The 24,147-nt window shown below is 70.3% G+C and carries 18 protein-coding genes and 1 pseudogene; 5 read left to right on the top strand and 14 right to left on the bottom strand.

The features are described 5' to 3' along the window. Positions 1-17: 17 nt before the first annotated feature. The 3 genes and pseudogenes from ACFXDJ_RS24035 to ACFXDJ_RS24045 form a co-directional block, all read right to left on the bottom strand. Positions 18-1,079 (bottom strand): annotated as a pseudogene (locus tag ACFXDJ_RS24035) (amidohydrolase); the annotation flags it as partial. Positions 1,080-1,272: 193 nt separating this feature from the next. Next, complete coding sequence (locus ACFXDJ_RS24040) at positions 1,273-1,623, bottom strand: hypothetical protein (protein ID WP_384662078.1); 351 nt, start codon at positions 1,621-1,623, stop codon at positions 1,273-1,275. Between the two features lie 68 nt (positions 1,624-1,691). After that, entirely contained in the window at positions 1,692-2,639 is a 948-nt protein-coding gene (locus tag ACFXDJ_RS24045; protein ID WP_384662075.1) for a heme o synthase, read from the bottom strand. A gap of 270 nt (positions 2,640-2,909) precedes the next feature. On the opposite strand from ACFXDJ_RS24045, the gene tkt reads away from it, so the two are divergent. The 5 genes from tkt (at position 2,910) to pgl (ending at position 9,595) form a co-directional block, all read left to right on the top strand. After that, positions 2,910-4,997: a transketolase gene (tkt, locus tag ACFXDJ_RS24050; RefSeq protein ID WP_384662072.1), complete on the top strand. Its 2,088-nt coding sequence runs from the start codon at positions 2,910-2,912 to the stop codon at positions 4,995-4,997. A gap of 35 nt (positions 4,998-5,032) precedes the next feature. After that, positions 5,033-6,151, top strand: coding sequence for a transaldolase (gene tal, locus ACFXDJ_RS24055; RefSeq protein WP_384662070.1), 1,119 nt, complete (start codon positions 5,033-5,035; stop codon positions 6,149-6,151). 5 nt (positions 6,152-6,156) lie between these two features. Continuing rightward, complete coding sequence (gene zwf / locus ACFXDJ_RS24060) at positions 6,157-7,683, top strand: glucose-6-phosphate dehydrogenase (RefSeq protein WP_384662067.1); 1,527 nt, start codon at positions 6,157-6,159, stop codon at positions 7,681-7,683. Beyond that, entirely contained in the window at positions 7,680-8,711 is a 1,032-nt protein-coding gene (opcA, locus tag ACFXDJ_RS24065) for a glucose-6-phosphate dehydrogenase assembly protein OpcA (protein ID WP_384662064.1), read from the top strand. Before zwf ends, opcA begins: the two co-directional genes overlap by 4 nt. A 101-nt stretch (positions 8,712-8,812) precedes the next feature. Further along, the gene (gene pgl, locus ACFXDJ_RS24070; RefSeq protein ID WP_384658236.1) at positions 8,813-9,595 is read left to right on the top strand and encodes a 6-phosphogluconolactonase; all 783 of its coding nucleotides are present in this window, start codon (positions 8,813-8,815) and stop codon (positions 9,593-9,595) included. 81 nt (positions 9,596-9,676) lie between these two features. On the opposite strand, the gene pgi is transcribed toward pgl, so the two are convergent. The 11 genes from pgi to uvrC all read right to left on the bottom strand — a co-directional run bounded on the left by pgi (position 9,677) and on the right by uvrC (position 23,996). Beyond that, a complete protein-coding gene (gene pgi / locus ACFXDJ_RS24075; RefSeq protein WP_384658255.1) occupies positions 9,677-11,380 on the bottom strand; it encodes a glucose-6-phosphate isomerase in 1,704 nt (567 codons plus the stop codon). 159 nt (positions 11,381-11,539) lie between these two features. Then, a complete protein-coding gene (locus ACFXDJ_RS24080) occupies positions 11,540-11,875 on the bottom strand; it encodes an RNA polymerase-binding protein RbpA (RefSeq protein WP_007263454.1) in 336 nt (111 codons plus the stop codon). A 178-nt stretch (positions 11,876-12,053) separates the two neighbouring features. Continuing rightward, positions 12,054-12,284, bottom strand: coding sequence for a preprotein translocase subunit SecG (secG, locus tag ACFXDJ_RS24085; RefSeq protein WP_330300854.1), 231 nt, complete (start codon positions 12,282-12,284; stop codon positions 12,054-12,056). 132 nt (positions 12,285-12,416) lie between these two features. Then, positions 12,417-13,193: a triose-phosphate isomerase gene (gene tpiA, locus ACFXDJ_RS24090; RefSeq protein ID WP_384658238.1), complete on the bottom strand. Its 777-nt coding sequence runs from the start codon at positions 13,191-13,193 to the stop codon at positions 12,417-12,419. A gap of 5 nt (positions 13,194-13,198) precedes the next feature. After that, positions 13,199-14,410 carry a phosphoglycerate kinase gene (locus ACFXDJ_RS24095; protein ID WP_384658241.1) on the bottom strand — a complete coding sequence of 404 codons (1,212 nt, stop codon included), beginning with the start codon at positions 14,408-14,410 and terminating at the stop codon, positions 13,199-13,201. Between the two features lie 141 nt (positions 14,411-14,551). Next, a complete protein-coding gene (gene gap, locus ACFXDJ_RS24100; protein ID WP_384658243.1) occupies positions 14,552-15,556 on the bottom strand; it encodes a type I glyceraldehyde-3-phosphate dehydrogenase in 1,005 nt (334 codons plus the stop codon). A 208-nt stretch (positions 15,557-15,764) separates the two neighbouring features. Continuing rightward, positions 15,765-18,725 carry a M14 family zinc carboxypeptidase gene (locus ACFXDJ_RS24105; protein WP_384658246.1) on the bottom strand — a complete coding sequence of 987 codons (2,961 nt, stop codon included), beginning with the start codon at positions 18,723-18,725 and terminating at the stop codon, positions 15,765-15,767. Positions 18,726-18,884: 159 nt separating this feature from the next. Next, positions 18,885-19,886: a DNA-binding protein WhiA gene (gene whiA / locus ACFXDJ_RS24110; protein ID WP_112449750.1), complete on the bottom strand. Its 1,002-nt coding sequence runs from the start codon at positions 19,884-19,886 to the stop codon at positions 18,885-18,887. Further along, positions 19,877-20,947 carry a uridine diphosphate-N-acetylglucosamine-binding protein YvcK gene (gene yvcK, locus ACFXDJ_RS24115; RefSeq protein WP_384658248.1) on the bottom strand — a complete coding sequence of 357 codons (1,071 nt, stop codon included), beginning with the start codon at positions 20,945-20,947 and terminating at the stop codon, positions 19,877-19,879. The genes whiA and yvcK overlap by 10 nt, the downstream gene beginning before the upstream one ends. Next, entirely contained in the window at positions 20,944-21,927 is a 984-nt protein-coding gene (rapZ, locus tag ACFXDJ_RS24120; RefSeq protein WP_384658251.1) for an RNase adapter RapZ, read from the bottom strand. The genes yvcK and rapZ overlap by 4 nt, the downstream gene beginning before the upstream one ends. After that, on the bottom strand, positions 21,924-23,996 hold the full coding sequence (uvrC, locus tag ACFXDJ_RS24125) for an excinuclease ABC subunit UvrC (protein WP_384658253.1): 2,073 nt from the start codon (positions 23,994-23,996) through the stop codon (positions 21,924-21,926). Before uvrC ends, rapZ begins: the two co-directional genes overlap by 4 nt. Positions 23,997-24,147 lie beyond the last annotated feature (151 nt).

Below are 24,147 nucleotides of genomic sequence, written 5' to 3' on the forward strand. Positions count from 1 at the left end.
ACCCGGGGGCCCCCCCCCCCCCCCGCGACCATCGCCGCCACCCGCTCCGCGTCCCGCCAGGACCAGGACCCGTCGGCGACCCAGCCGCCCAGGACCCGGCCCAGCGCCTCCCGGAAGACCAGCGCGCCCACCGCGTGCAGTTCGGCCAGCTGCCTCCCGCCCCCGGCGAACATCAGCTTCCCGAAAGGGGCGCTCTCCAGGGACTCGGCCAGCACCCCGGCCGCCCGCGCCCCGGACTGCCCGAGGGCCGCTCCCAGTTCGGCGTGGACGTGCGGGAAGGCCGCCGCCAGCCGCGCGGTCTGGCGGTGGTACGGGTATCCCCCGAGCAGGACCAGCCGCGTCCCCAGGCCCGCCGTCGCCCGTACGAACTCCGTCAGCGGCCCCGGCTCCCCCGCTCCCCCTCCCACGTGCAGCTGGAGCGGCAGCCCGGAGGCCACCGCGCTCCACAGCAGGTGCCGCAGGAGCACGGGGTCCCGTACGGCCCCGCCCCTGGCCCGTCCGGCCAGCCACCGCCCGGCCGCCCCGCGCACCTCGCCCGGACCGGGCGGCTCGGGCGAGCGCGCGAGGGCGGCCGGATAGCCCGCCTCGGGTCCGCAGGTGAAGGCCACGGCCACGGCGGTGGCGTGGTGGACGGCCTCGGCCAGGTTGGCGAGGAAGGCTCCGGCGGTCCCGGAGGTGTCGGCGGCCTGTTCGGCCAGCAGTTCCAGCCGGGCCAGTTCGAAGGCCTCGCCTTCGCCGGCCAGGGCCAGTTCCTTGGGCCCGGTGAGGTCCCCCGACACCCCGGTGTCGACCAGCCGGGCGCCGACCCCGGAGCCGCGCAGCAGTCTGCGGGCCGACTCGGCAGCGCCCAGTTCGCGCCGCCGGGCGAGGTAGCGGGCGGGGGCGCAGTGCGGTTCCAGCCCGAGCAGCGGCGGGCACCAGCGGCGCAGCGCGAAGCCGGTCTGGGTGTCGAAGAACGTGGTGCCGGCGGCGGGCGGGCCGGTCGAGTCGATCAGCTGGGCCTCGAAGGTGGCGAGGCCCAGCTCCGTGCGGAGCACTCCCTGGCAGTACTGGTCCACCAGGGGCGGCGTTTCGATCATCCGGGCATCCCGTTGCGGACGTGAGGAAGGGGCTTCCACACGTCCTAACGGGTGAGCGGGGTGTGAGGTGTTGCTCGCGCTGTTGACCGAGAGGGTGACGCGGCCGGGGAGCGGCCGCGGTCGCGGTCTTCAAGCCAATGTTGCGGGCGGAATCCGCCGTTCTCCACGAACCGTCAGGCTCGGGCCAGTGGCTTCAGGCCGCCGGGTTCGCCGTTCCGCCCAGCTGCATGCCCGCCATGCGGGTCCACTCGTACGGGCCGGTCTTCACGCGCGCCGCGAACTCGCCGTCGAACTCCTCGTGGAGGGTCAGCCCGGCCTTCTCGGCCGCGAGCCGCGCGGTGTCGTACGCCGGGGCCACCAGGTCGCCCCAGCCGCCGTCCGTGCCGACGAGGACGATCCGGGTGCCCGCCTGGCCGATGTGCGCGAGCTGGCCTTCGGCGCCGCCGTGCCGCTTGGCGAACGCGCCGATCTGCTTGGCCAGCTTCGCGGCCGTACGGTCCTGCTTCTTGTCCGCCGTGTTCGCGGTCTCCTCGGTGTCTGCCATGGAAGGCATGCTACCGGCCGGTAATGAGCGGAGGAAGGACCAACGGAGGAAGGTTCGACAGAGGAGGGTCAGCGGAGGAAGGGATCCACCGCGACCGCCACGAAGAGCAGCGACACATAGGTGATCGACCAGTGGAACAGCCGCATCTCCTTGAGCTTCGCACCCGCCAGCCCCGCCTTGGCCCGCGCGTTGAGCGCGTGCGCCTCCCACAGCCACCAGCCGCCGGCCAGCAGCGCCACCGAGGTGTAGAACCAGCCGGTGTAGCCGAGCGGGGTCAGGAGCAGCGAGACCGCCACCATCACCCAGCTGTAGAGGACGATCTGCTTCGCCACGGCCTTGTTGCCCGCCACGACCGGCAGCATCGGCACGCCGACCCGCGCGTAGTCGTCCTTCACCTTCATCGACAGCGGCCAGTAGTGCGGCGGCGTCCAGAAGAAGATGACGAGGAAGAGGATGACCGCGGCCCAGGAGACCTCGTTCTTGATGGCCGACCATCCGATGAGGACCGGCATGCAGCCGGCGATCCCGCCCCAGACGATGTTCTGGGAGGTGCGCCGCTTCAACAGCATCGTGTAGACGACGACATAGAAGAGGAGCGCGCCGAGCGAGAGCGCGGCCGAGAGCCAGTTGATCAGCAGGCCGAAGAAGAGCGTGGAGACCACGCCGAGGCCGATGCCGAAGGCCAGGCACTCCCGTGGGCTGACCATGCCGGTCACCAGCGGGCGGCCGGCGGTCCGGTCCATCAGCGCGTCGATGTCGCGGTCGATGTACATGTTCAGCGCGTTGGCGCCCCCCGCGGACAGGTAGCCGCCGAAGCAGGTCGCCAGGACCAGCCACATCGGAGGCACGCCCTGCTGGGCGAGGAACATCACCGGGACTGTGGTGATCAGCAGAAGTTCGATGATCCGCGGCTTGGTCAAAGCCACGAACGCCATGACCCTGGCCCCGAACGGCCGGTCACCGGGGTTCGTCCCGAGTACCCCCGCTGGACGGGATTCGACGGCCGTCACACGCACCCCTGAAAGAGAATCCAGCAAGCATCCGACTCGGGCCGCTCAGAGATGAGGGTCCGGTAAAGGCTTGCGCGTACCACGCCACTCTAGACGTAGCTCTTACCTCGCCCCGCGCGGGGGTCACCTCGTGTTGGTCCGATCGGCGCTCAGATGCCATGACCGGACCGTGGGTACTCGAATAGCTGCACGCCGTGGCGGGGGTAGGCTCGGAATCGAGCCGGTGCGCCGTTCGTCACCGGGACTTAGACATGTGGAGAGGAGCCCTGACCAACGGTGAGCACCAAGCCGACGACCACAGAGCTCGACTGGACCGAACTGGACCAGCGTGCTGTCGACACCGCCCGGATCCTGGCCGCCGACGCGGTCCAGAAGGTCGGTAACGGCCACCCGGGTACGGCGATGAGCCTGGCCCCCGTCGCATACACCCTCTTCCAGAAGGTGATGCGGCACGACCCGGCGGACCCGGAGTGGGTCGGTCGCGACCGTTTCGTGCTCTCCGCGGGGCACTCGTCCCTGACTCTCTACACCCAGCTGTACCTGGCCGGTTTCGGCCTTGAGCTGGACGACCTGAAGGCCTTCCGCACCTGGGGCTCCAAGACCCCCGGCCACCCGGAGTACGGCCACACCGCGGGCGTGGAGACCACCACGGGACCCCTCGGCCAGGGCATCGCCAACGCGGTGGGCATGGCCATGGCCGCCCGCTACGAGCGGGGCCTGTTCGACCCGGAGGCCGCCCAGGGCGCCTCCCCGTTCGACCACATGATCTACGCGATCGCGGGCGACGGCTGCCTCCAGGAGGGCATCTCCCACGAGGCGTCGGCGCTGGCCGGCCACCAGAAGCTCGGCAACCTGGTGCTGCTGTGGGACGACAACCACATCTCCATCGAGGGTGACACGGAGACCGCAGTCTCCGAGGACACCATCGCGCGCTACGCGGCGTACGGCTGGCACGTCCAGCGCGTGGCCCAGCAGGCCAACGGCGACCTCGACCCGAAGGCCCTGTTCGAGGCCCTCCAGGCCGCCAAGGCCGAGACGGAGCGCCCCTCCTTCATCGCGGCCCGCTCCATCATCGCCTGGCCGGCCCCGCACGCCCAGGGCACCGAGGCCTCCCACGGCTCGGCCCTCGGCAACGACGAGGTCGCCGCCACCAAGGTCGTGCTCGGCTTCGACCCGGAGCAGACCTTCGAGGTCTCCGACGCGGTCATCTCCCACACCCGCAAGGCGCTGGACCGGGGCCGCGAGGCCAAGGCCGCGTGGGAGAAGGAGTTCTCCGCCTGGCGCACCGCCAACCCGGAGCGCGCCGCCGAGTTCGACCGCATCAACGCCAACGAGCTGCCCGCCGGCTGGGAGGACGAGCTCCCCGTCTTCGAGACCGGCAAGGGCATCGCCACCCGCGCCGCCTCCGGCAAGGTCCTCGAAGCGCTCGGCGCGGTCATCCCGGAGCTGTGGGGCGGCTCGGCCGACCTGGCCGGCTCCAACAACACCACCATCGACAAGAACTCCTCGTTCCTGCCGGTGGGCAACCCGCTGCCGGAGGCCGACCCGTACGGCCGCACCATCCACTTCGGCATCCGCGAGCACGCCATGGCCGCGGCCATGAACGGCATCGCGCTGCACGGCCACACCCGCATCTACGGCGGCACCTTCCTGGTGTTCTCCGACTACATGCGCAACGCCGTGCGCCTCTCCGCCCTGATGCACGTGCCGGTCACCTACGTGTGGACGCACGACTCCATCGGCCTCGGCGAGGACGGCCCGACCCACCAGCCCGTCGAGCACGTCGCCTCGCTGCGCGCCATCCCGGGCCTGAACCTGGTCCGTCCGGCCGACGCGAACGAGACCGCCATCGCCTGGCGCGAGATCCTCAAGCGCCACACCAAGGTCTTCGGCAAGGGCGCCCCGCACGGTCTGGCGCTGACCCGCCAGGGCGTTCCGACCTACGAGCGCAACGAGGACGCCGCCAAGGGCGGGTACGTGCTCTTCGAGGCCGAGGGTGGAGACGCCCAGGTCGTCCTCATCGGCACCGGCTCCGAGGTCCAGCTCGCCGTCGCCGCCCGCGAGGCGCTGCAGGCCGAGGGCGTCCCGGCCCGCGTGGTCTCGATGCCCTCCGTCGAGTGGTTCGAGGAGCAGTCCCAGGAGTACAAGGACAGCGTCCTGCCGCCTTCGGTCAAGGCGCGCGTCGCCGTCGAGGCCGGCATCGGCCTGACCTGGCACCGCTACGTCGGCGACGCCGGCCGGATCGTCTCGCTGGAGCACTTCGGTGCGTCGGCCGACGGCGCCGTGCTGTACCGCGAGTTCGGCCTGACCGCCGAAGCCGTGACCGCCGCCGCCCGCGAGTCGCTCGCCGCCGCCGCGCGCTGACGACCGTACCCAGACCAGTAGGAGATGCAATTCCCATGACAGACGCACTGAAGCGCCTTTCCGACGAGGGCGTGGCGATCTGGCTGGACGACCTGTCCCGCAAGCGCATCACGTCCGGAAACCTGGCCGAGCTCATCGACCAGCAGCACGTGGTCGGTGTCACCACCAACCCGGCGATCTTCCAGAAGGCGATCAGCGGCGGCGAGGGGTACGGACAGCAGCTCGCCGACCTGGCCGCCCGCAAGGTCACCGTCGAAGAGGCGATCCGCATGATCACCACGGCGGACGTCCGCGACGCCGCCGACATCCTGCGCCCGGTCTACGACTCGACCGAGGGCCAGGACGGCCGGGTCTCGATCGAGGTCGACCCCCGGCTGGCCCACAACACCGCGGCGACCGTCGCCGAGGCCAAGCAGCTCGCCTGGCTGGTGGACCGCCCGAACACGCTCATCAAGATCCCGGCGACCAAGGCCGGCCTGCCGGCGATCACCGAGGTCATCGGCAAGGGCATCAGCGTCAACGTCACGCTGATCTTCTCGCTGGAGCGCTACCGCGAGGTCATGGACGCGTACGTGGCGGGCCTGGAGAAGGCGAAGGCCGCGGGCCTGGACCTCTCCAAGATCCACTCCGTCGCCTCCTTCTTCGTGTCCCGCGTGGACTCCGAGATCGACAAGCGCCTGGACGCCATCGGCACCGACGAGGCCAAGGCCCTCAAGGGCAAGGCGGCGCTCGCCAACGCCCGTCTGGCCTACGAGGCGTACGAAGAGGTGTTCTCCACCGAGCGCTGGGCCGCCCTCGACAAGGCGCACGCCAACAAGCAGCGTCCGCTGTGGGCCTCGACCGGCGTCAAGGACCCGGCGTACAAGGACACCCTGTACGTGGTGGACCTGGTCGCCCCCGGCACGGTCAACACCATGCCGGAAGGCACCCTGGAAGCCACCGCCGACCACGGCGTGGTGACCGGCGACACCATCCGCGGCACCTACGAGCAGTCGCGCGACGAGCTCGAAGCGGTCGCGAAGCTGGGCATTTCGTACGACGATGTGGTGCAGCTGCTTGAGGACGAGGGCGTCGAGAAGTTCGCGGTGTCCTGGAACGACCTGCTGAAGTCGACCGAGGCGGAGCTTCTGCGCCTCGCCCCCACGGAGGCCTGAACACTTTGTCTGTGAACGGAGCGAACCCGCTTCGTGACGCACAGGACCGGCGGCTCCCGCGCATCGCGGGGCCGTCCGGCCTGGTCATCTTCGGCGTCACCGGTGACCTGTCACGCAAGAAGCTGATGCCCGCCGTCTACGACCTCGCCAACCGCGGCCTGCTCCCGCCGGGCTTCTCGCTCATCGGGTTCGCCCGTCGCGAGTGGCAGGACGAGGACTTCGCGCAAGAGGTCCACGACGCCGTCAAGGAGCACTCCCGCACGCCCTTCCGCGAGGAGGTCTGGCAGCAGCTGGTGCAGGGCTGCCGCTTCGTCCAGGGCGACTTCGACGACGACCAGGCGTTCGAGACGCTGAAGTCGACGATCGAGGAACTGGACAAGGCACAGGGCACGGGCGGCAACTTCGCCTTCTACCTGTCGGTCCCGCCGAAGTTCTTCCCCAAGGTGGTCCAGCAGCTCAAGGACCACGGTCTGGCCCAGAAGGAGGGCTCCTGGCGGCGCGCCGTCATCGAGAAGCCCTTCGGTCACGACCTGAAGAGCGCCCAGGAGCTCAACAAGGTCGTCCACGAGGTCTTCCCGCGTGACGAGGTCTTCCGGATCGACCACTACCTGGGCAAGGAGACCGTCCAGAACATCCTGGCGCTCCGCTTCGCCAACACGATGTTCGAGCCGATCTGGAACCGGTCCTACGTGGACCACGTGCAGATCACCATGGCCGAGGACATCGGGATCGGCGGCCGGGCCGGCTACTACGACGGCATCGGCGCGGCCCGCGACGTCATCCAGAACCACCTGCTCCAGCTGCTCGCGCTCACGGCGATGGAGGAGCCCGGCTCCTTCCACCCCAAGGCGCTGGTGGCCGAGAAGCTCAAGGTGCTGACCGCCGTGGAGCTGCCCGAGGACCTGGGCAAGCACACCGTGCGCGGCCAGTACTCGGCGGCCTGGCAGGGTGGCGAGAAGGTCGTCGGGTACCTCGAAGAGGACGGCATCGACCCCAAGTCGAAGACCGACACCTACGCGGCCATCCGCCTGGAGATCAACAACCGCCGCTGGGCGGGCGTCCCGTTCTACCTGCGGACCGGCAAGCGCCTGGGCCGCCGGGTGACCGAGATCGCGGTCGTCTTCAAGCGGGCCCCGTACCTGCCGTTCGAGTCGGGCGCGACCGAGGAGCTGGGGCAGAACGCCCTGGTCATCCGGGTCCAGCCGGACGAGGGCGTCACGGTGCGGTTCGGCTCCAAGGTTCCGGGCACCTCCATGGAGGTCCGGGACGTCACGATGGACTTCGCCTACGGCGAGTCCTTCACCGAGTCCAGCCCCGAGGCCTACGAGCGGCTCATCCTCGACGTCCTCCTCGGCGACGCGAACCTGTTCCCGCGCCACCAGGAGGTCGAGCTGTCCTGGAACATCCTCGACCCGATCGAGCAGTACTGGGACAAGCACGGCAAGCCCGCGCAGTACCCGGCGGGCACCTGGGGACCGGTCGAGGCGGACGAGATGCTCGCACGAGACGGACGGAGCTGGCGCCGGCCATGAAGATCGACCTCACGGAGACCAACTCCAGCAAGATCAACTCCGCGCTGGTGCAGGCGCGGCGGGACATCGGCACGCCTGCCATCGGCATGGTGCTCACGCTGGTGATCGTGACCGACGAGGAGAACGCGTACGACGCGCTCAAGTCGGCGAACGACGCGTCCCGCGAACACCCTTCGCGGATCATCGTCGTCATCAAGCGGGCCAGCCGCTCGCCCCGCAGCCGCCAGGGTGCCCGCCTCGACGCGGAAGTCCGCGTCGGGACGGACTCCGGCACCGGGGAAACGGTTGTGCTCCGCCTCCACGGCGAACTGGTCAACCATGCCCAGTCGGTGGTTCTCCCGCTGCTCCTCCCGGACGCGCCCGTCGTCGTCTGGTGGCCCCTGGGTGCTCCGCAGGACCTGGCGGGCGACCCCCTGGGCTCGCTCGGCCAGCGCCGGATCACGGACACCTACTCCACCGAGGACCCCATCAAGGCCCTCGGTACGCGGGCGGTCGCCTACGCCCCCGGGGACACGGACCTGTCCTGGACCCGGATCACCCCGTGGCGTTCCATGCTGGCGGCCGCGCTGGACCAGCAGACCCACTCGGTGGCCTCGGCGACCGTCGAGGGCGAGGCCGACAACCCGAGCTGCGAGCTGCTGGCCATGTGGCTCGCGGACCGGCTCCAGGTCCCCGTCAAGCGCACCGCTTCGGCGGGCCCCGGGCTCACCGCGGTCCGCCTGGCGACCAAGGGCGGCGAGATCGTCCTGGACCGCGCGGACGGCGCGCTGGCCACGCTCTGCATGCCGGGACAGCCCGACCGCGCGGTGGCGCTCAAGCGCCGCGACACGGCCGAGCTGCTGGCGGAGGAGCTGCGCCGGCTGGACCCGGACAACACGTACGAGGCCTCGCTGAAGTTCGGCGTGGCGAAGCTGACGGCGTCCTCCCAGCCGACGGCCGAGGCCGAGCCGGCGGCGGCGGACGCTCCGGCGGCTCCGGCCGCGAAGCCGGCACCGGCGAAGCCGGCGAAGAAGGCCGCGGCCAAGTAGCACGACCGCTGCGCGGAGCCGTCCCCCACCCGGGGAACGGCCCCGCGCAGCGGCGTTCGCACCCGCACCCCGAACTACCGACAAGGCGGCAGCACATGGGTATGACGACTCCCCAGGTCGTCGTCCACCGGGACAAGGAGCTGATGGCCCAGGCCGCGGCGGCCCGGCTGATCACGAAGATCGTGGACGCGCAGGCGGCCCGCGGCAGCGCGTCGGTGGTCCTCACCGGCGGCCGCAACGGCAACGGCCTGCTGGCCGCGATGGCCGCGGCCCCGGCCCGGGACGCGATCGACTGGGCCCGGCTGGACCTGTGGTGGGGGGACGAGCGGTACCTGCCCGCCGACGACCCCGAGCGCAACCACGTCCAGGCCCGCGCGGCCCTGCTGGACGCCGTCCCGGTGGACCCCTCGCGGGTCCACGTCATGCCCGCCTCCGACGGCCCGTACGGGGCCGACGTGGACGCGGCGGCCGCCTCCTACGCGGCGGAGCTCCGCAAGGCCTCCGGCCCCGAGGACCACGGGCCGGTCCCCCGCTTCGACGTCCTGATGCTGGGCGTCGGCCCGGACACGCACGTGGCCTCGCTGTTCCCGGAGCACCCGGCCGCGCGGGAGACCGAGCGCACGGTGGTGGGCGTCCACGGGGCCCCGAAGCCGCCGCCGACCCGGATCTCCCTGACCCTCCCGGCGATCCGGGCCGCGCGTGAGGTATGGCTCCTGGCGGCGGGCGAGGACAAGGCGGGCGCGGTGGCCATCGCGCTGGGCGGGGCCGGCGAGGTCCAGGCCCCGGCCGCGGCGGCGTACGGCCGCTCCCGGACCCTGTGGCTCCTCGACCGCGCGGCGGCCGCGAAGCTCCCGTCGGGGCTGTACCCCCCGGCCTCCGCCTGACCCCGTAGGACGGCAGCAGCCGAAGGGGCCCGCCCTCCTTCCGGAGAGCGGGCCCCTTTTGGCATTCGAAGTCCCTGCCGGTCAGCGGCCCCTGAGGGACCGGTACGTCGCCACCAGCGCCCGGGTCGAGGCGTCGAGGCCGTCCACCTCGGTGCCTTCCACGAGCGCCGGCTCGATCCGCTTCGCCAGGACCTTGCCCAGCTCCACGCCCCACTGGTCGAAGGAGTCGATGTTCCACACCGCTCCCTGGACGAACACCTTGTGCTCGTACAGGGCGATCAGCTGGCCCAGCACCGCCGGGGTCAGCTCGGCCGCCAGGATCGTCGTCGTCGGGTGGTTGCCCGCGAAGGTCTTGTGCGGGACCAGCGGTTCCGCGACCCCCTCGGCCCGGACCTCCTCGGCCGTCTTGCCGAAGGCAAGCGCCTGGGTCTGCGCGAAGAAGTTCGCCATCAGCAGGTCGTGCTGGGCCGCCAGCGAGGGCCGCAGCTCCTCCAGCGGCCGGGCGAACCCGATGAAGTCCGCGGGGATCATCCGCGTGCCCTGGTGGATCAACTGGTAGTACGCGTGCTGGCCGTTGGTGCCGGGCGTACCCCACACCACCGGTCCGGTCTGCCATTCCACCGGATTGCCGTCCCGGTCCACGGACTTGCCGTTGGACTCCATGTCCAGCTGCTGCAAGTACGCGGTGAACCGCGACAGGTAGTGGCTGTAGGGCAGCACCGCGTGCGACTGGGCGTCGAAGAACGCCCCGTACCAGATCCCCAGCAGACCCATCAGCAGCGGCGCGTTCTCCTCCGGCGGCGCCGTGCGGAAGTGCTCGTCCATCTCCCGGAAACCGCCGAGCAGTTCGCGGAAGGCGTCCGGCCCGATCGCGACCATCAGCGAGAGGCCGATCGCGGAGTCGAAGGAGTAGCGCCCGCCGACCCAGTCCCAGAACTCGAACATGTTGGCCGGATCGATGCCGAAGCCGGCCACCTTCTCCGCGTTGGTCGACAGCGCCACGAAGTGCCGTGCCACGGCCGCCTGGTCGCCGCCGACGCCCGCGAGCAGCCATTCGCGCGCGGAGGTGGCGTTGGTGATGGTCTCGATGGTCGTGAAGGTCTTCGACGCGATGATGAAGAGCGTCTGTTCCGGGTCCAGGTCCCGCACGGCCTCGTGCAGGTCCGCGCCGTCCACGTTGGACACGAAGCGCAGGGTCAGGCCGCGGTCGGAGAAGGCGCGCAGCGCCTCGTACGCCATCGCCGGGCCCAAGTCGGAGCCGCCGATGCCGATGTTGACGACGTTCTTGATGCGCTTGCCGGTGGAGCCCTTCCACTCGCCCGAGCGGATCTGGCCGGCGAAGGCCGCCATCTTGTCGAGGACGGCGTGCACGCCGGGTACGACGTCCTCCCCGTCCACCTCGACGACCGCGTTCCTCGGGGCGCGCAGCGCGGTGTGCAGGACCGCCCGGTCCTCGGTCGTGTTGATCTTCTCGCCGCGGAACATCGCCTCGCGGAGTTCCGCCACTCCCGTGGCCTTCGCCAGTTCGCGCAGCAGCGTCAGCGTCTCGTCGGTCACGAGGTGCTTCGAGTAGTCGATGTGCAGGTCCCCGGCCCGCAGGGTGTATCCGGCTCCCCGGCCCGGATCCGCCTCGAACAGCTCCCGCAGATGCGTCTGTCCCAGCTCGTCCCGGTGCTTTCCGAGTGCGAGCCACTCCGGCATCCGGTTGAGCTTCGTACGTCCCTCCCGTCGCCCACCACCACCCTCGCTTGACGCGCTTCGCGCGGCGGCCTGGTTTGCGTTCATCTCGGACATCACCACTTCTTCCGTCCTGTCGTGCCCCGCCGTTCTCCAACCTAAGGGATAAGAAGCGGCACAACCGACACAAAGCGGCCCGGCCCGCAAGAGAGGAAGACTCCTGCGGGCCGGGCCCGATGTCACATCAGTTCGTTTATCAGGGAAGCGTCAGATCTCGCCGCGCAGCTTGGCGAGTGCCTCGGCGAGAATTGCCTCGCCGTCGGCGTCCGTCCGCCGTTCCCGTACATATGCCAAGTGCGTCTTGTACGGCTCGGTGCGCGGCGGCGCCGGAGGGTTGTCCCGGTCCTGACCGGCCGGGAACCCACAGCGCGGGCAGTCCCAGGTATCCGGCACCTGCGCGTCGCTGGCGAAGCTCGGCTGCGTCTCGTGCCCGTTCGAGCACCAGAAGGAGATGCGCAGGCGGGGCGCGGACTCGCCGCGCTCGGCCTCACCCATCGGCCCCGCTCCGACCCGACTACCACGGATCGCGTTGCCACTTGCCACGGTCGTAACTCCCTGCGTGATGGTGCCGCGAAGCGTGAGTGGATTCCGTCGCGGGCGCCCAAGTCTACGTAAGGCCCAACGCGCGTCCAGTGACTGGAGTTACCCATTCCAGACGTGAACGCCGGACCTCATGATAGGCCGGGGAGAGCCGACCGGACTGCCGGAATGGCCAGAACGCTCAGCTGCCGGACTTCATGAGCAGGCCGAGCGCGACGATGCACGCGAACCACAGCAGACCGATCACCACGGTGATGCGGTCCAGGTTGCGCTCCGCGACAGAGGAGCCGCCGACCGACGACTGCATGCCGCCGCCGAACATGTCGGAAAGGCCGCCGCCCTTGCCCTTGTGCATCAGCACGAGCAGCATCAGCAGGGCGCTGAAGACGACCAGGGCGATCGAGAACCCCATAATCACGGCTGATTCCTACTTTCTGGCTTTCTGGGCTTTCCCGCATTGCCGGTTACGTGCGCGGGGGCCAGCGGCTGATGTTTCAGCCTGCTGGCCCCCGCAAGGGTACGACGGATCCGTCCTACCGCATACTCACTGGTCGCGGAAGCGGACGATCTTGACGAACTCGTCCGCGTCCAGCGCCGCGCCGCCGATCAGGGCGCCGTCGACATCGGGCTGGGCCATGATCGCGGCGATGTTGCCGGACTTGACCGAGCCGCCGTACTGGATGCGGACCTTGTCGGCCAGCTCCTGCGAGTACAGCTCCGCGAGGCGCACGCGGATGGCACCGCAGACCTCCTGGGCGTCCTCGGGGGTGGCGACCTCGCCGGTCCCGATCGCCCAGACGGGCTCGTACGCGATCACGATGGACTCGACCTGCTCGGCCGGAACGTCCTTGAGGCCGCCGTCGAGCTGGCTCAGCGTGTACTGGACCTGCTGGCCGGCCTTGCGGATGTCCAGGCCCTCGCCGACGCACAGGATCGGGGTGATCCCGTGCTTGTAGGCGGCCTTGACCTTGGCGTTGCAGACCTCGTCGTTCTCGGCGTGGTACTGGCGGCGCTCGCTGTGGCCGACGGCCACGAACGTGCATTTCAGCTTCGACAGCATCGGGCCGGAGATCTCGCCGGTGTAGGCACCGGAGTCGTGCGCGGAGATGTCCTGGGCGCCGTACTTGATCTTCAGCTTGTCACCGTCGACCAGCGTCTGGACCGAGCGGAGGTCGACGAAGGGCGGCAGCACCGCGACCTCGACGGCGTCGTAGTCCTTGTCGGCCAGGGCGAAGGCGAGCTTCTGGACGTGGGCGATGGCCTCGAGGTGGTTGAGGTTCATCTTCCAGTTGCCCGCCATCAGCGGGGTACGCGTGGTCATGCGGTTCAGACCTCCAGTGCGGCGAGGCCGGGGAGCGTCTTGCCCTCGAGGTATTCGAGGGAGGCGCCGCCACCGGTGGAAATGTGGCCGAAAGCGTTCTCGTCGAAGCCGAGGATGCGGACGGCGGCGGCGCTGTCGCCACCGCCGACGACCGTGAAGGCGCTGCTGTCGAGGAGCGCCTGCGCGATGGCCTTGGTGCCGTTCGCGTAGTCGGGGTGCTCGAAGACGCCCACGGGACCGTTCCAGAACACGGTCTCGGCGTCGGTGATCTTCGAGGCGTACAGCGCGCGGGTCTTGGGACCGATGTCCAGACCCTCCTGGTCGGCGGGGATCTTGTCCGCGTCGACCGTGATGAACTCGGCCGGGGCCTTGGTCTTCAGGTCCGGGAAGTCCTTGGAGGTCAGGATGTCGACCGGGAGGACCAGCTCGACGCCGTTGGCCTTGGCGCGCGCCATGTACTCCTTGACGGTCTCCACCTGGTCCTTCTGGAGCAGGGAGATGCCGACCTCGTGGCCCAGGGCGTACAGGAAGGTGTACGCCATGCCGCCGCCGATGAGGATGCGGTCGGCCTTGCCGAGCAGCTGGTCGATGACGGCGAGCTTGTCGGAGACCTTGGCGCCGCCGAGGACGACCACGTACGGGCGCTTGACCTCGGCGGTCAGCTTCTTCAGGACGCCGACCTCGGTGGCGATGAGGTAGCCGGCCGCGTGCGGGAGGCGCGCGGGGAGGTCGAAGACCGAGGCGTGCTTGCGGTGGACAGCGCCGAAGCCGTCGCCGACGTAGATGTCGGCCAGCTCGGCCAGCTGGTCCGCGAAGGCGCCGCGTTCGGCGTCGTCCTTCGCGGTCTCACCGGCGTTGAAGCGCAGGTTCTCGATGACGGCGACCTGGCCGTCGGCGAGGGCGGCGACGGTCTCCTTGGCGGAGGCGCCGACGGTGTCGGTGGCGAACGCGACGTCCGTGCCGAGCAGCTCACCGAGCCGGGCCGCGGCGGGGGCCAGCGAGAAGGCCGGGTCCGGGGCGCCCTTGGGGCGGCCCAGGTGCGAGGCCACGATCACGCGGGCGCCGGCCTCGGCGAGCTTCGCGATGGTCGGCTGGACGGCGCGGATGCGCCCGTCGTCGGTGATCTCACCGTTCGCCAGCGGCACGTTCAGGTCGGCGCGGACGAAGACCCGCTTACCGGATACGCCCTCGGCGAGAAGTTCGTCGATCGTCTTCATGCTGTTTTCTACTCCTTTTCCCAGCCAGGGACTCTACCTGTGCGGGGCGAGAGGGGTACGAGGCAAGCAACAGGGGCCCGCACAGCGCTTCGTCGCGCTGCCCGAGCCCCGGTGCTCACATCGTGGTGCCTGCTTTGGTGCTTAGAGCTGACCGCCGACGAACACGGTCAGGTCGACGAGGCGGTTGGAGTAGCCCCACTCGTTGTCGTACCAGCCGATGACCTTGACGCTCTTGCCCTGGACCATGGTCAGGGACGAGTCGAAGGTGCAGGAGTACGGCCAGTTCACGATGTCGGAAGAGACGATCGCGTCCTCGGTGTAGTCCAGGATGCCCTTGAGCTGGCCCTGAGAAGCCTTCTGGAAGGCCGAGTTGACCTCGTCCTTGGTGACCTCGCGCTCAAGCTCGACGACCAGGTCGGTCACGGAACCGGTGGGGACCGGGACGCGCATGGCCATGCCGTCGAGCTTGCCCGCCAGCTCCGGGATGACCAGCGCGGTGGCCTTGGCGGCACCCGTGGTGGTCGGGATGATGTTCTCGGCGGCGGCGCGGGCGCGGCGCAGGTCCGAGTGCGGGAAGTCCAGGATGCGCTGGTCGTTCGTGTACGCGTGGACCGTCGTCATCAGGCCCTTGACGATGCCGAAGTTCTCCAGGAGGACCTTGGCCATCGGCGCCACGCAGTTGGTGGTGCAGGAGGCGTTGGAGATGACGTGGTGGTTGGCCGCGTCGTACTTGTCCTGGTTGACGCCCATCACGATCGTGATGTCCTCGTCCTTGGCCGGAGCCGAGATGAGGACCTTCTTCGCGCCGGCCGCGATGTGCTTGGCGGCGTCGGCCTTCTTGGTGAAGATGCCGGTCGACTCGATGACGATGTCGGCGCCCAGCTCGCCCCAGGGGAGGTTCGCGGGGTCGCGCTCAGCGAAGGTCTTGAAGGTGTTGCCGCCGACGGTGATCGTGTCGTCGGTGTGGCTGACCTCGGCCTTGAGGCGGCCCAGGATCGTGTCGTACTTGAGAAGGTGCACCAGGGTGGCATTGTCAGTCAGGTCGTTGACACCGACGATCTCGATGTCCGCTCCCTGCTCCAGGAGCGCACGGAAGTAGTTGCGGCCAATTCGGCCAAAACCGTTGATGCCTACGCGGATCGTCACGAACCGATCTCCTCGTTGGTGCGCCGGCCTGTCCGCCGGCGAGCTGTATGGGATGTCCCCGACCGCTTACGACCCTACCTCTCCGTGAGCTTTCAAGTGACATCGACCATCGTCTGACACGCCCCGAGGCCCCGCACTCCAGGACGGATACGGGACCTCGGGGACTTTCTGCCCCGTCACTCAAAGTGAGGGGAACGGGGGTACCTGGTCAGTGGTTCAGCGAGCGGAGCGCCTTACCGACGAGTACGGCGCGGTCCGCCGCCGCCGGCACGTGTTCCAGGCCGAAGCCCAGGAGCACGGTGTTACGCGTAGTGACCGAGGCATATGACTTGAACAGCTCTCCCGACCGGGCCCAATCGCCCGGAACATCAGGACTTCCGGCAGGCGCGCCCTGGGCGGTCCAGACCCCGAGCGAGGTCTCGAACCCCTCGGCCGCCTGGTCCGTGCCGCCGACCGAGACCCGCGCCTCGTCCGCGAAGACCCCGCGGCCGCCCGAGCCCGGGTCGGTGATGTAGGAGAGGGAGACCTCGACGCTCTTGCCGGCGTAGGCGCTCAGGTCGAAGGAGACCTGCTTCCACCCGTTGGAGCTGCCGGTGAAGCTGTTCCAGGAGCCGCTGGTGCCCTTCGGGGCGCAGCCGGCGGAGTCGAGGGTGAGGTAGCGGCGCAGGAACGGGTGGTCGTTGACGAAGAACCCGGCCTCGCACTCCGCGGGAACCGCGGTGCTGCTCAGGCCGCTCGCCTCGGGCAGCGTGGTCCAGTCGTCGCCGCCCACGGTGTGGGACTCCAGCACCGCGTGGTCGTAGCCCTCCTCGGTGTTCCAGTTCAGCGCCATCTTGAGCTGCGGCTTGTCGGCCGCGGTGACCCCGGTGAGGTCGATGGTGCGGGTGAGCCGCTTCCAGTCGTCGTCGGTGTGGGTGGCCGCGGCCATCCCGCTGCCGGCGTACGGGGCGTAGGGGTTGACGACCCCGTCGTACTGGCCCGCCTGCGCGCTCTTGAACTGCGGGAAGCGGTCCGCGGGCAGGCTGTCGGAGGTGACGGTGAAGGAGCCGGGGCGGTCGAGCGGGTTGCCCGCGGCGTCGCCGAGGGCGCCCTTGGCCCCGGAGAGGGAGCCCGCGCCGGTGAAGCCGGTGGGGCCGCTGACGGTCGCGCGCCCGTAGGCACCGAGGTAGTACTGGCTGAAGTCGTTGGTCACGGCGCGGCCGACCTGGGCGTTGCCGCCCGCCAGCTCACCGGCCTCGATCAGCTTGCCGCCCTCGTTGAGGAAGTCGCGTACCGCCAGCTGGGTGGGACCGCCCGGGGACTTGGCCCCCGTGTAGTGGACGGCCGTGCGGAAGTGGGAGAGCACGCCGAGGTGGTGCGGGGCCCCCTGGGTGGCCACGTCCCAGACCGCCGCGCTCTTGCCGTTGGCGCGCAGGGCGTCCACGTACTCCTGGGTGTGCTGGGCCGGGGCGCCCTCCTCCGCGATCACGAGGACGTCGGCGCGCGGCCGCTCGGCCACCGTGTACGTGAAGTGCTCGCTGGAAACCTGCTTGTCGCCGCGGTCGCGGCCGGTGAACCAGACCTCGACCTTGTCGCCGGGCTTGGCGCCGTCGACCTTGGCCCGGTACTCGTCGAAGTAGTTGTTGTCGTCGCCGCCGTAGACGTCACCGCCCTGCCAGGCCCTGAGGTCGTCGTCGTGGGTGCGGCCACCGTTGATCTTGAAGTTGAGTTCCTTGTCCTTCAGCGCCTTGCGGGCCGTGACGGCGACCGTCTGGTCCTCGCCGCGGGCCACGTAGGAGGTGGTGAAGGGGTCGAGGGTGAAGTCCGCGGCGGTCAGGCCGACGGAGGACTTCGGCTGGTCCGGGTGCGCGGCGCTCTCGCCCACGGAGAGGGCGAAGGGGACGTTCTTGGCGAACTCCGCCTGGATGAGCTTCTCGTCGTCCGGGAAGTTGAAGACGGAGGGGCAGTCCTCGGGCTTCCAGCGGTCGTTCGGGTCGACGGCGGAGGCCGTCTGGCAGGTGCTCATCTCCGGCGTGAACATCATGACGCCGTTGGCGTTGGCGGCCTGGCTGTCGGCCTCGCCGTTGGTGGTGTAGAGCTCCGAGGACACCTGGGGGTAGTAGCCGGGCACGGCCGAGTTCTCCGGGGTGCCCGCGAGCGCCTTGTAGGCGATGTCGTCGGGGGTGGGGGTCGCCACCTGCCAGCCCACTCCGTAGAGCAGCAGCTCGGCGGCCGAGTGGTAGTTGATGGCGTACTTGAAGCCGATGCGCTTCTCGAAGGTGTCGAGGGCGACGGTCTCGGGCTCGGAGGAGGCCTTGGGGCCGCGGTAGGTCTCGCTCGACGGGTTGGGCGAGGAGCCCTCGTCGTCGTAGCCCCAGTGGTAGGCGAAGTTGCGGTTGGGGTCGACCCCGTCGCCGGCGGTGATCTTGCCGTCGCCGTTGTTGTCCCGCAGGTTCTTGCGCCACAGCCGCGCGCTGTCGGACGTGAAGGTGTAGTCGTACCCGTCCGGGTTGGCCGAGAGCAGGAACCACAGCTCGGTGGAGTCCACCAGCTTGGTGATCCGCTGGTCCTTGCCGTAGCTGTCGATGGTCTGGTGCATCAGCCGCCGGGTCATCTCGGGGGTGATCCACTCGCGGGCGTGCTGGTTGGACATGTAGAGCACGGACGGCTTGTCGCCGTCCTTGGACTTCTTGGCGTTCTTGGTGACCTTCAGGGCGAGGATGTCCTTGCCCTGGACGGTCTTGCCGATGGAGACGACCTTGGTGAGGCCCGGGTTCTCCTGGGCGGTGCGCAGGATCTCCTCCTGGAGCCCGCCCTTGCCGCTGTACGGGCGGAACACCCCGTCGCCGGCGGCGGCCAGGGAGCGCGCGGCCGCCTTGGCCACCTTGTGTTCGGCGAGCTTGACGCCCTGGGCGGCCAGCCCCTTGGCCTGGTCCGCGGTGAGGTAGAGCTCGACCTTGGCGGTCCCGGACTCCGGGACGTGTCCGGAGAACTCCTGCGCGTCCTGGCCCGCGGCCTGGACGAGCGGGACCTGTTCCTTGGTGATGTCGGCTACGTAGACCCGTACTTCGTCCGCCGCTGCCGCCGCGTCCGCCCGGGCCTGGGCACTGGCCGCCGCGGGTAGCGCGGCGAGTGTGGTTCCGAAGACGAGTGCGCTTGCGGCGAGGATCGATCTCGCGCGGTGCCTCATGTGCCCCCCTGGGCGTCGTCTGCCACGAAAGCTTCGGACGACAGGCTCACGACCAGTCCATGCTCATGTCAATGGGGCCTACCGAAAGAGGTCCGCACGAGTGATCGCGCGGACCTCTTACGGTCTCTTCCGGAGGACCGCAGTCCGGCTACGGGTGCCTCAGCCGGCCATGTTGTCGGCCAGCTCCTCGCTGTCGCTGAGGTCGAGGTTGGACTCGGTGCCCGGGATCCCTAGGTCCTGGGCCCGCTTGTCGGCCATGGCCAGCAGGCGGCGGATGCGGCCCGCGACCGCGTCCTTGGTCAGCGGCGGGTCGGCGAGGGCGCCCAGCTCCTCCAAGGAGGCCTGCTTGTGCTCCATGCGCAGCCGGCCGGCCGCGGCCAGGTGCTCCGGAACCTCCTCGGCGAGGATCTCCAGGGCGCGCTGCACCCGGGCTCCGGCGGCCACCGCGGCCCGCGCCGAACGGCGCAGGTTGGCGTCGTCGAAGTTGGCGAGCCGGTTGGCGGTGGCGCGCACCTCGCGCCGCATCCGCCGCTCCTCCCAGGCCAGCACCGAGTCGTGGGCGCCGAGCCGGGTCAGCAGGGCGCCGATGGCGTCCCCGTCGCGTACGACGACCCGGTCCACCCCGCGGACCTCGCGGGCCTTGGCGGCGATGGAGAGCCGGCGGGCCGCGCCGACGAGCGCCAGGGCGGCCTCCGGGCCGGGGCAGGTGACCTCCAGCGAGGAGGAGCGGCCCGGCTCGGTGAGCGAGCCGTGGGCGAGGAAGGCCCCGCGCCAGGCCGCCTCGGCGTCACAGGTGGCCCCGGAGACCACCTGCGGGGGAAGACCCCGGATGGGGCGTCCGCGGCCGTCCACGAGCCCGGTCTGGCGCGCCAGCTGGTCGCCGCCCGCGACCACGCGGACCACGTACCGGTTTCCGCGGCGCAGACCGCCCGGAGCCATGATCACCAGGTCCGAGGAGTGCCCGAAGATCTCCAGAATGTCCTTGCGCAGGCGGCGGGCCGCGATCCCCGCGTCCAGTTCCGCCTCGATGACGATCCGGCCGCTCACCAGGTGCAACCCGCCCGCGAACCGAAGGATCGCCGAGACCTCCGCCTTCCTGCAGCAGGTGCGGGTGACGGGCAGGCGGGCGATCTCATCCTTCACCGCGGGCGTCATCGCCATGGGCCGATCCTTCCATGCATCCGAAAAATACGGTCGTACGCGGCGGCGAGCAGCTCCGGATCATGCTTCGGAGAGCCGTCTTGCCTGGCGACCGGCGCCAGCTCGACCGCGGCGCCGAACCGTTTTGCGGCATCGGCGAGGGACTCGCGGTCGGGCACGGCAGCCTGATCGGCCAGCACCACGTCCAGGGCGAGTTTAGGGGCGTGTCGGGCCAAAACCTCCAAATGACGCTGCGGAGAGAAGCCCTCTGTTTCGCCGGGTTGTGGCGCGAGGTTCAGCGAGAGGACCCGCCGGGCCTTCGTCTCGACCAGCGCGTCGAGCAGTTCCGGCACCAGCAGGTGCGGGATCACGGACGAGAACCAGGACCCCGGACCGAGCACGACCCAGTCGGCGTCGAGCACCGCGGCGACCGCTTCCGGCACGGCCGGCGGGTCGGCGGGCACGACCTGTACGGAGAGCACCTCGCCGGGGGTCAGGGCCACGGTGGCCTGCCCCCGTACGGTGTCCACGTCCTCGGGGCGCGCCGGATCGTGGCCCTTGACCAGGGCCTGGAGCTCCAGCGGGACCGCCGACATCGGCAGCACCCGGCCCTGCGCGCCGAGCAGCCTGCCGACGAGGTCGAGGGCCTGGACGGGATCGCCGAGCTGTTCCCACAGGGCGACGATCAGCAGGTTGCCGACCGCGTGCTCGTGCAGGTCGCCCTGGGACTGGAAGCGGTGCTGGATGACCCGTGCCCAGGTCTGGCCCCAGTCGTCGTCCCCGCACAGCGCGGCCAGCGCCTTGCGCAGGTCCCCGGGCGGCAGGACGCCCAGCTCCTCGCGCAGGCGGCCGCTGGAGCCGCCGTCGTCGGCGACGGTGACGACGGCGGTCAGCTCGCCCGTGATCCGGCGCAGGGCGGTCAGCGAGGCCGAGAGGCCCATGCCGCCGCCGAGCGCCACGACCTTGGGAGCGACGACCTTCGGGCCCTCGCCGCGACGGAGGCCGGTGCGGACCGCGCCGTCCTCGCCCTTGCCGGAGGTGAGCCGGCGAAGGCGGCGCAGCCGCATGTTGCGTCCGGTCACTCGCGCCCCATGTCCCTGTGGACGACGACGGTCTCGACCCCTTCGGAGGCGAGGCGGGCGGCGAGCTTCTCCGACATGGCGACGCTGCGGTGCTTGCCGCCGGTACAGCCGACGGCGATGGTCACGTACCGCTTGCCCTCGCGCCGGTAGCCGGTGGCGATGAGCTGGAGCAGCTCGGTGTAGCGGTCGAGGAACTCCTTGGCGCCGGGCTGGCCGAAGACGTACGCCGACACCTCCTCGTTGAGCCCGGTGAAGGGGCGCAGCTCCGGAACCCAGTGCGGGTTGGGGATGAAGCGGCAGTCGACGACCAGGTCGGCGTCGACGGGGAGGCCGTACTTGAAGCCGAAGGACATGACCGTGGCCCGGAGCTCGGGCTCCTCGTCGCCCGCGAACCGGGCGTCCATCTTGGCGCGCAGTTCGTGCACGTTCAGGCTGGAGGTGTCGATGACCAGGTCGGCGTCGCCGCGCAGCTCGCGCAGCAGGTCGCGCTCGGCGGCGATGCCGTCGACGATGCGGCCGTCGCCCTGGAGCGGGTGCGGGCGGCGGACCGACTCGAAGCGGCGTACGAGGGCGTCGTCCGAGGACTCCAGGAACACGATCCGCCGGGTGACCCCGCGGGCCTCCAGGTCGGCGAGGGACTCGCGCAGGGCGTCGAAGAACTGGCGGCCGCGGACGTCGACGACCACGGCGATGCGCGCCACGTTGCCCTGCGAGCGGGCGCCGAGTTCCACCATGGTGGGGATCAGCGCCGGCGGGAGGTTGTCGACGACGAACCAGCCGAGGTCCTCCAGGCACTTGGCCGCCGTACTGCGGCCGGCCCCGGACATTCCGGAGATGATCACCAGCTCGGGGATGACCGCCTCGGCGGTATCTCCGGGCTCCGCTGTCGTGCCCGTGCTCACCTGTGCTCCGTCTCGGTCGTACTCGGTCTTGTGGTCGGTTTCGTGCTGGGTGTCGTACTGGGATTCGTGCTCGGTCATTGCTCGGTCCCCCGTTCGGATGCTGCTCCCGCGGTCGCGGAGGTCTCATCCTCGATGATCTCGCCAGTCGCCGTGTTGACCGCGGGACCAGCGGGAACCGCCTGGGCGAGGGCCGCGGCCACGGTCTCGGCCGTCTTGCGGCCTATGCCCGGGACCTCGCAGATCTGGTCGATTGTCGCCTGCCGGAGCTTTTTCACCGAACCGAAATGCTTCACCAAGGCCAGTTTGCGACTCTCGCCCAGTCCGGGGACCTCGTCCAGCGGGCCGGACTTCAGCCGCTTCCCGCGCTTGTTGCGCTGGTACTGGATGGCGAAACGGTGGGCTTCGTCACGCACCCGCTGGAGCAGGTAGAGGCCCTCGCTGGTCCGGGGCAGGACCACCGGGTCGTCCTCGCCGGGCAGCCAGACCTCCTCCAGCCGCTTGGCCAGGCCGCACACGGCGACGTCGTCGATCCCGAGCTCCTCCAGGGCCCGCTTGGCGGCGGCCACCTGCGGCTGCCCGCCGTCGACCACGACGAGCTGGGGCGGGTACGCGAAGCGCTTGGGCCGCCCGTCGTCCGCGGTCGCGTCCACCTCGAACCCGTCGGCCCCAGGGGCGGCCGAGCCGTCCACGCCCTCCTCACCGTCCCCTCCGTCCTCGCCGTTCCCGGGGGACCACTCCCCCGTCTTCAGCTTCTCCTGGAGGTAGCGGCGGAAGCGCCGGGAGACCACCTCGTGCATGGAGCGGACGTCGTCCTGCCCCTCGAACGATTTGATCTGGAACCTGCGGTACTCGCTCTTGCGCGCCAGCCCGTCCTCGAAGACGACCATCGAGGCCACCACGTCGTCGCCCTGGAGGTGCGAGATGTCGAAGCACTCGATGCGCAGCGGCGCCCCGTCCAGCTCCAGCGCCTCGGCGAGCTCCTCCAGGGCCCGGGAGCGGGTGGTGAAGTCGGCGGCGCGCTTGGTCTTGTGCAGGGCGAGGGACTGCTGGGCGTTGCGGTGGACGGTCTCCATCAGCGCCTTCTTGTCCCCGCGCTGCGGGATGCGCAGGCTGACCTGGGCGCCTCGCCGCTCGGCCAGCCACTCGGAGAGCGCCGGGGTGTCCTCGGGGAGCGCCGGGACCAGCACCTCCTTGGGGACGGACTCGCCCTTCTCCTCCCCGTAGAGCTGCTGAAGGGCGTGCTCGACGAGCCCGGCCGTGTCCACGGCCTCCACCTTGTCGGTGACCCAGCCGCGCTGGCCGCGGACCCGGCCGCCGCGTACGTGGAAGATCTGCACGGCCGCTTCGAGCTCGTCCTCGGCGACCGCGAACAGGTCGGCGTCGGTGGCGTCGGCGAGCACGACCGCGTTCTTCTCCATGGCCCTGCGCAGGGCCCCTATGTCGTCGCGCAGCCGAGCGGCCTTCTCGTACTCCATCTCCTCGGCGGCCTCGCGCATCTGCCCTTCGAGGCGGCTGAGGTGGCTGCCGGTGCGGCCGGCCATGAACTCGCAGAAGTCCTCGGCCAGTTCCCGGTGCTCCTCGGGGGTGACCCGGCCGACGCAGGGCGCGGAGCACTTGCCGATGTAGCCGAGGAGGCAGGGGCGGCCGATCTGGGCGGAGCGCTTGAACACGCCGGCGGAGCAGGTGCGGACGGGGAAGACCCGGAGCATCAGGTCGACGGTCTCGCGGATGGCCCAGGCGTGCCCGTAGGGGCCGAAGTAGCGCACGCCCTTCTTCTTGGGCCCGCGCATGACCTGGACCCGGGGATACTCCTCGTTCATCGTCACGGCGAGGGAGGGGTAGCTCTTGTCGTCCCGGTACTTGACGTTGAACCGGGGGTCGAACTCCTTGATCCAGGAGTATTCGAGCTGGAGCGCCTCGACCTCGGTGGAGACCACGGTCCACTCGACGGAGGCCGCCGTGGTCACCATGGTGGCGGTACGGGGATGCAGTCCGGCGAGGTCCTGGAAGTAGCTGGCCAGCCGCTGGCGCAGGCTCTTGGCCTTCCCGACGTAGATCACCCGGCGGTGCTCGTCGCGGAATTTGTAGACCCCCGGGGAGTCGGGGATCTGTCCCGGCTTGGGGCGGTAGCTGGAAGGGTCGGCCATGCCAACCACCCTACTGTCGCCCGCCGACAACCGAGCCGTTCCCCCTGCTGCGGCGCGGACCCGCGGCGGGGGGGGGGGGGGGGCGCCCGGGGGGGCGCGGCCGCGCCCCCCGCCCCCCCGCGCCCCCCCCCCCCCCCCCCCGCCCCCGCGC

Source organism: Streptomyces sp. NPDC059443 (genome assembly GCF_042750105.1).
Classification (GTDB): domain Bacteria; phylum Actinomycetota; class Actinomycetes; order Streptomycetales; family Streptomycetaceae; genus Streptomyces.

Coding starts and splice junctions, on each gene's coding strand:
- tal (WP_384662070.1), top strand. CDS start 5,033: ATGACAGACGCACTGAAGCGCCTTTCCGACGAGGGCGTGGCGATCTGG.
- ACFXDJ_RS24095 (WP_384658241.1), bottom strand. CDS start 14,410: ATGAAGACGATCGACGAACTTCTCGCCGAGGGCGTATCCGGTAAGCGG.
- tpiA (WP_384658238.1), bottom strand. CDS start 13,193: ATGACCACGCGTACCCCGCTGATGGCGGGCAACTGGAAGATGAACCTC.
- uvrC (WP_384658253.1), bottom strand. CDS start 23,996: ATGGCCGACCCTTCCAGCTACCGCCCCAAGCCGGGACAGATCCCCGAC.
- ACFXDJ_RS24105 (WP_384658246.1), bottom strand. CDS start 18,725: ATGAGGCACCGCGCGAGATCGATCCTCGCCGCAAGCGCACTCGTCTTC.
- whiA (WP_112449750.1), bottom strand. CDS start 19,886: ATGGCGATGACGCCCGCGGTGAAGGATGAGATCGCCCGCCTGCCCGTC.
- ACFXDJ_RS24040 (WP_384662078.1), bottom strand. CDS start 1,623: ATGGCAGACACCGAGGAGACCGCGAACACGGCGGACAAGAAGCAGGAC.
- opcA (WP_384662064.1), top strand. CDS start 7,680: ATGAAGATCGACCTCACGGAGACCAACTCCAGCAAGATCAACTCCGCG.
- pgi (WP_384658255.1), bottom strand. CDS start 11,380: ATGAACGCAAACCAGGCCGCCGCGCGAAGCGCGTCAAGCGAGGGTGGT.
- rapZ (WP_384658251.1), bottom strand. CDS start 21,927: ATGACCGAGCACGAATCCCAGTACGACACCCAGCACGAAACCGACCAC.
- secG (WP_330300854.1), bottom strand. CDS start 12,284: ATGGGGTTCTCGATCGCCCTGGTCGTCTTCAGCGCCCTGCTGATGCTG.
- pgl (WP_384658236.1), top strand. CDS start 8,813: ATGACGACTCCCCAGGTCGTCGTCCACCGGGACAAGGAGCTGATGGCC.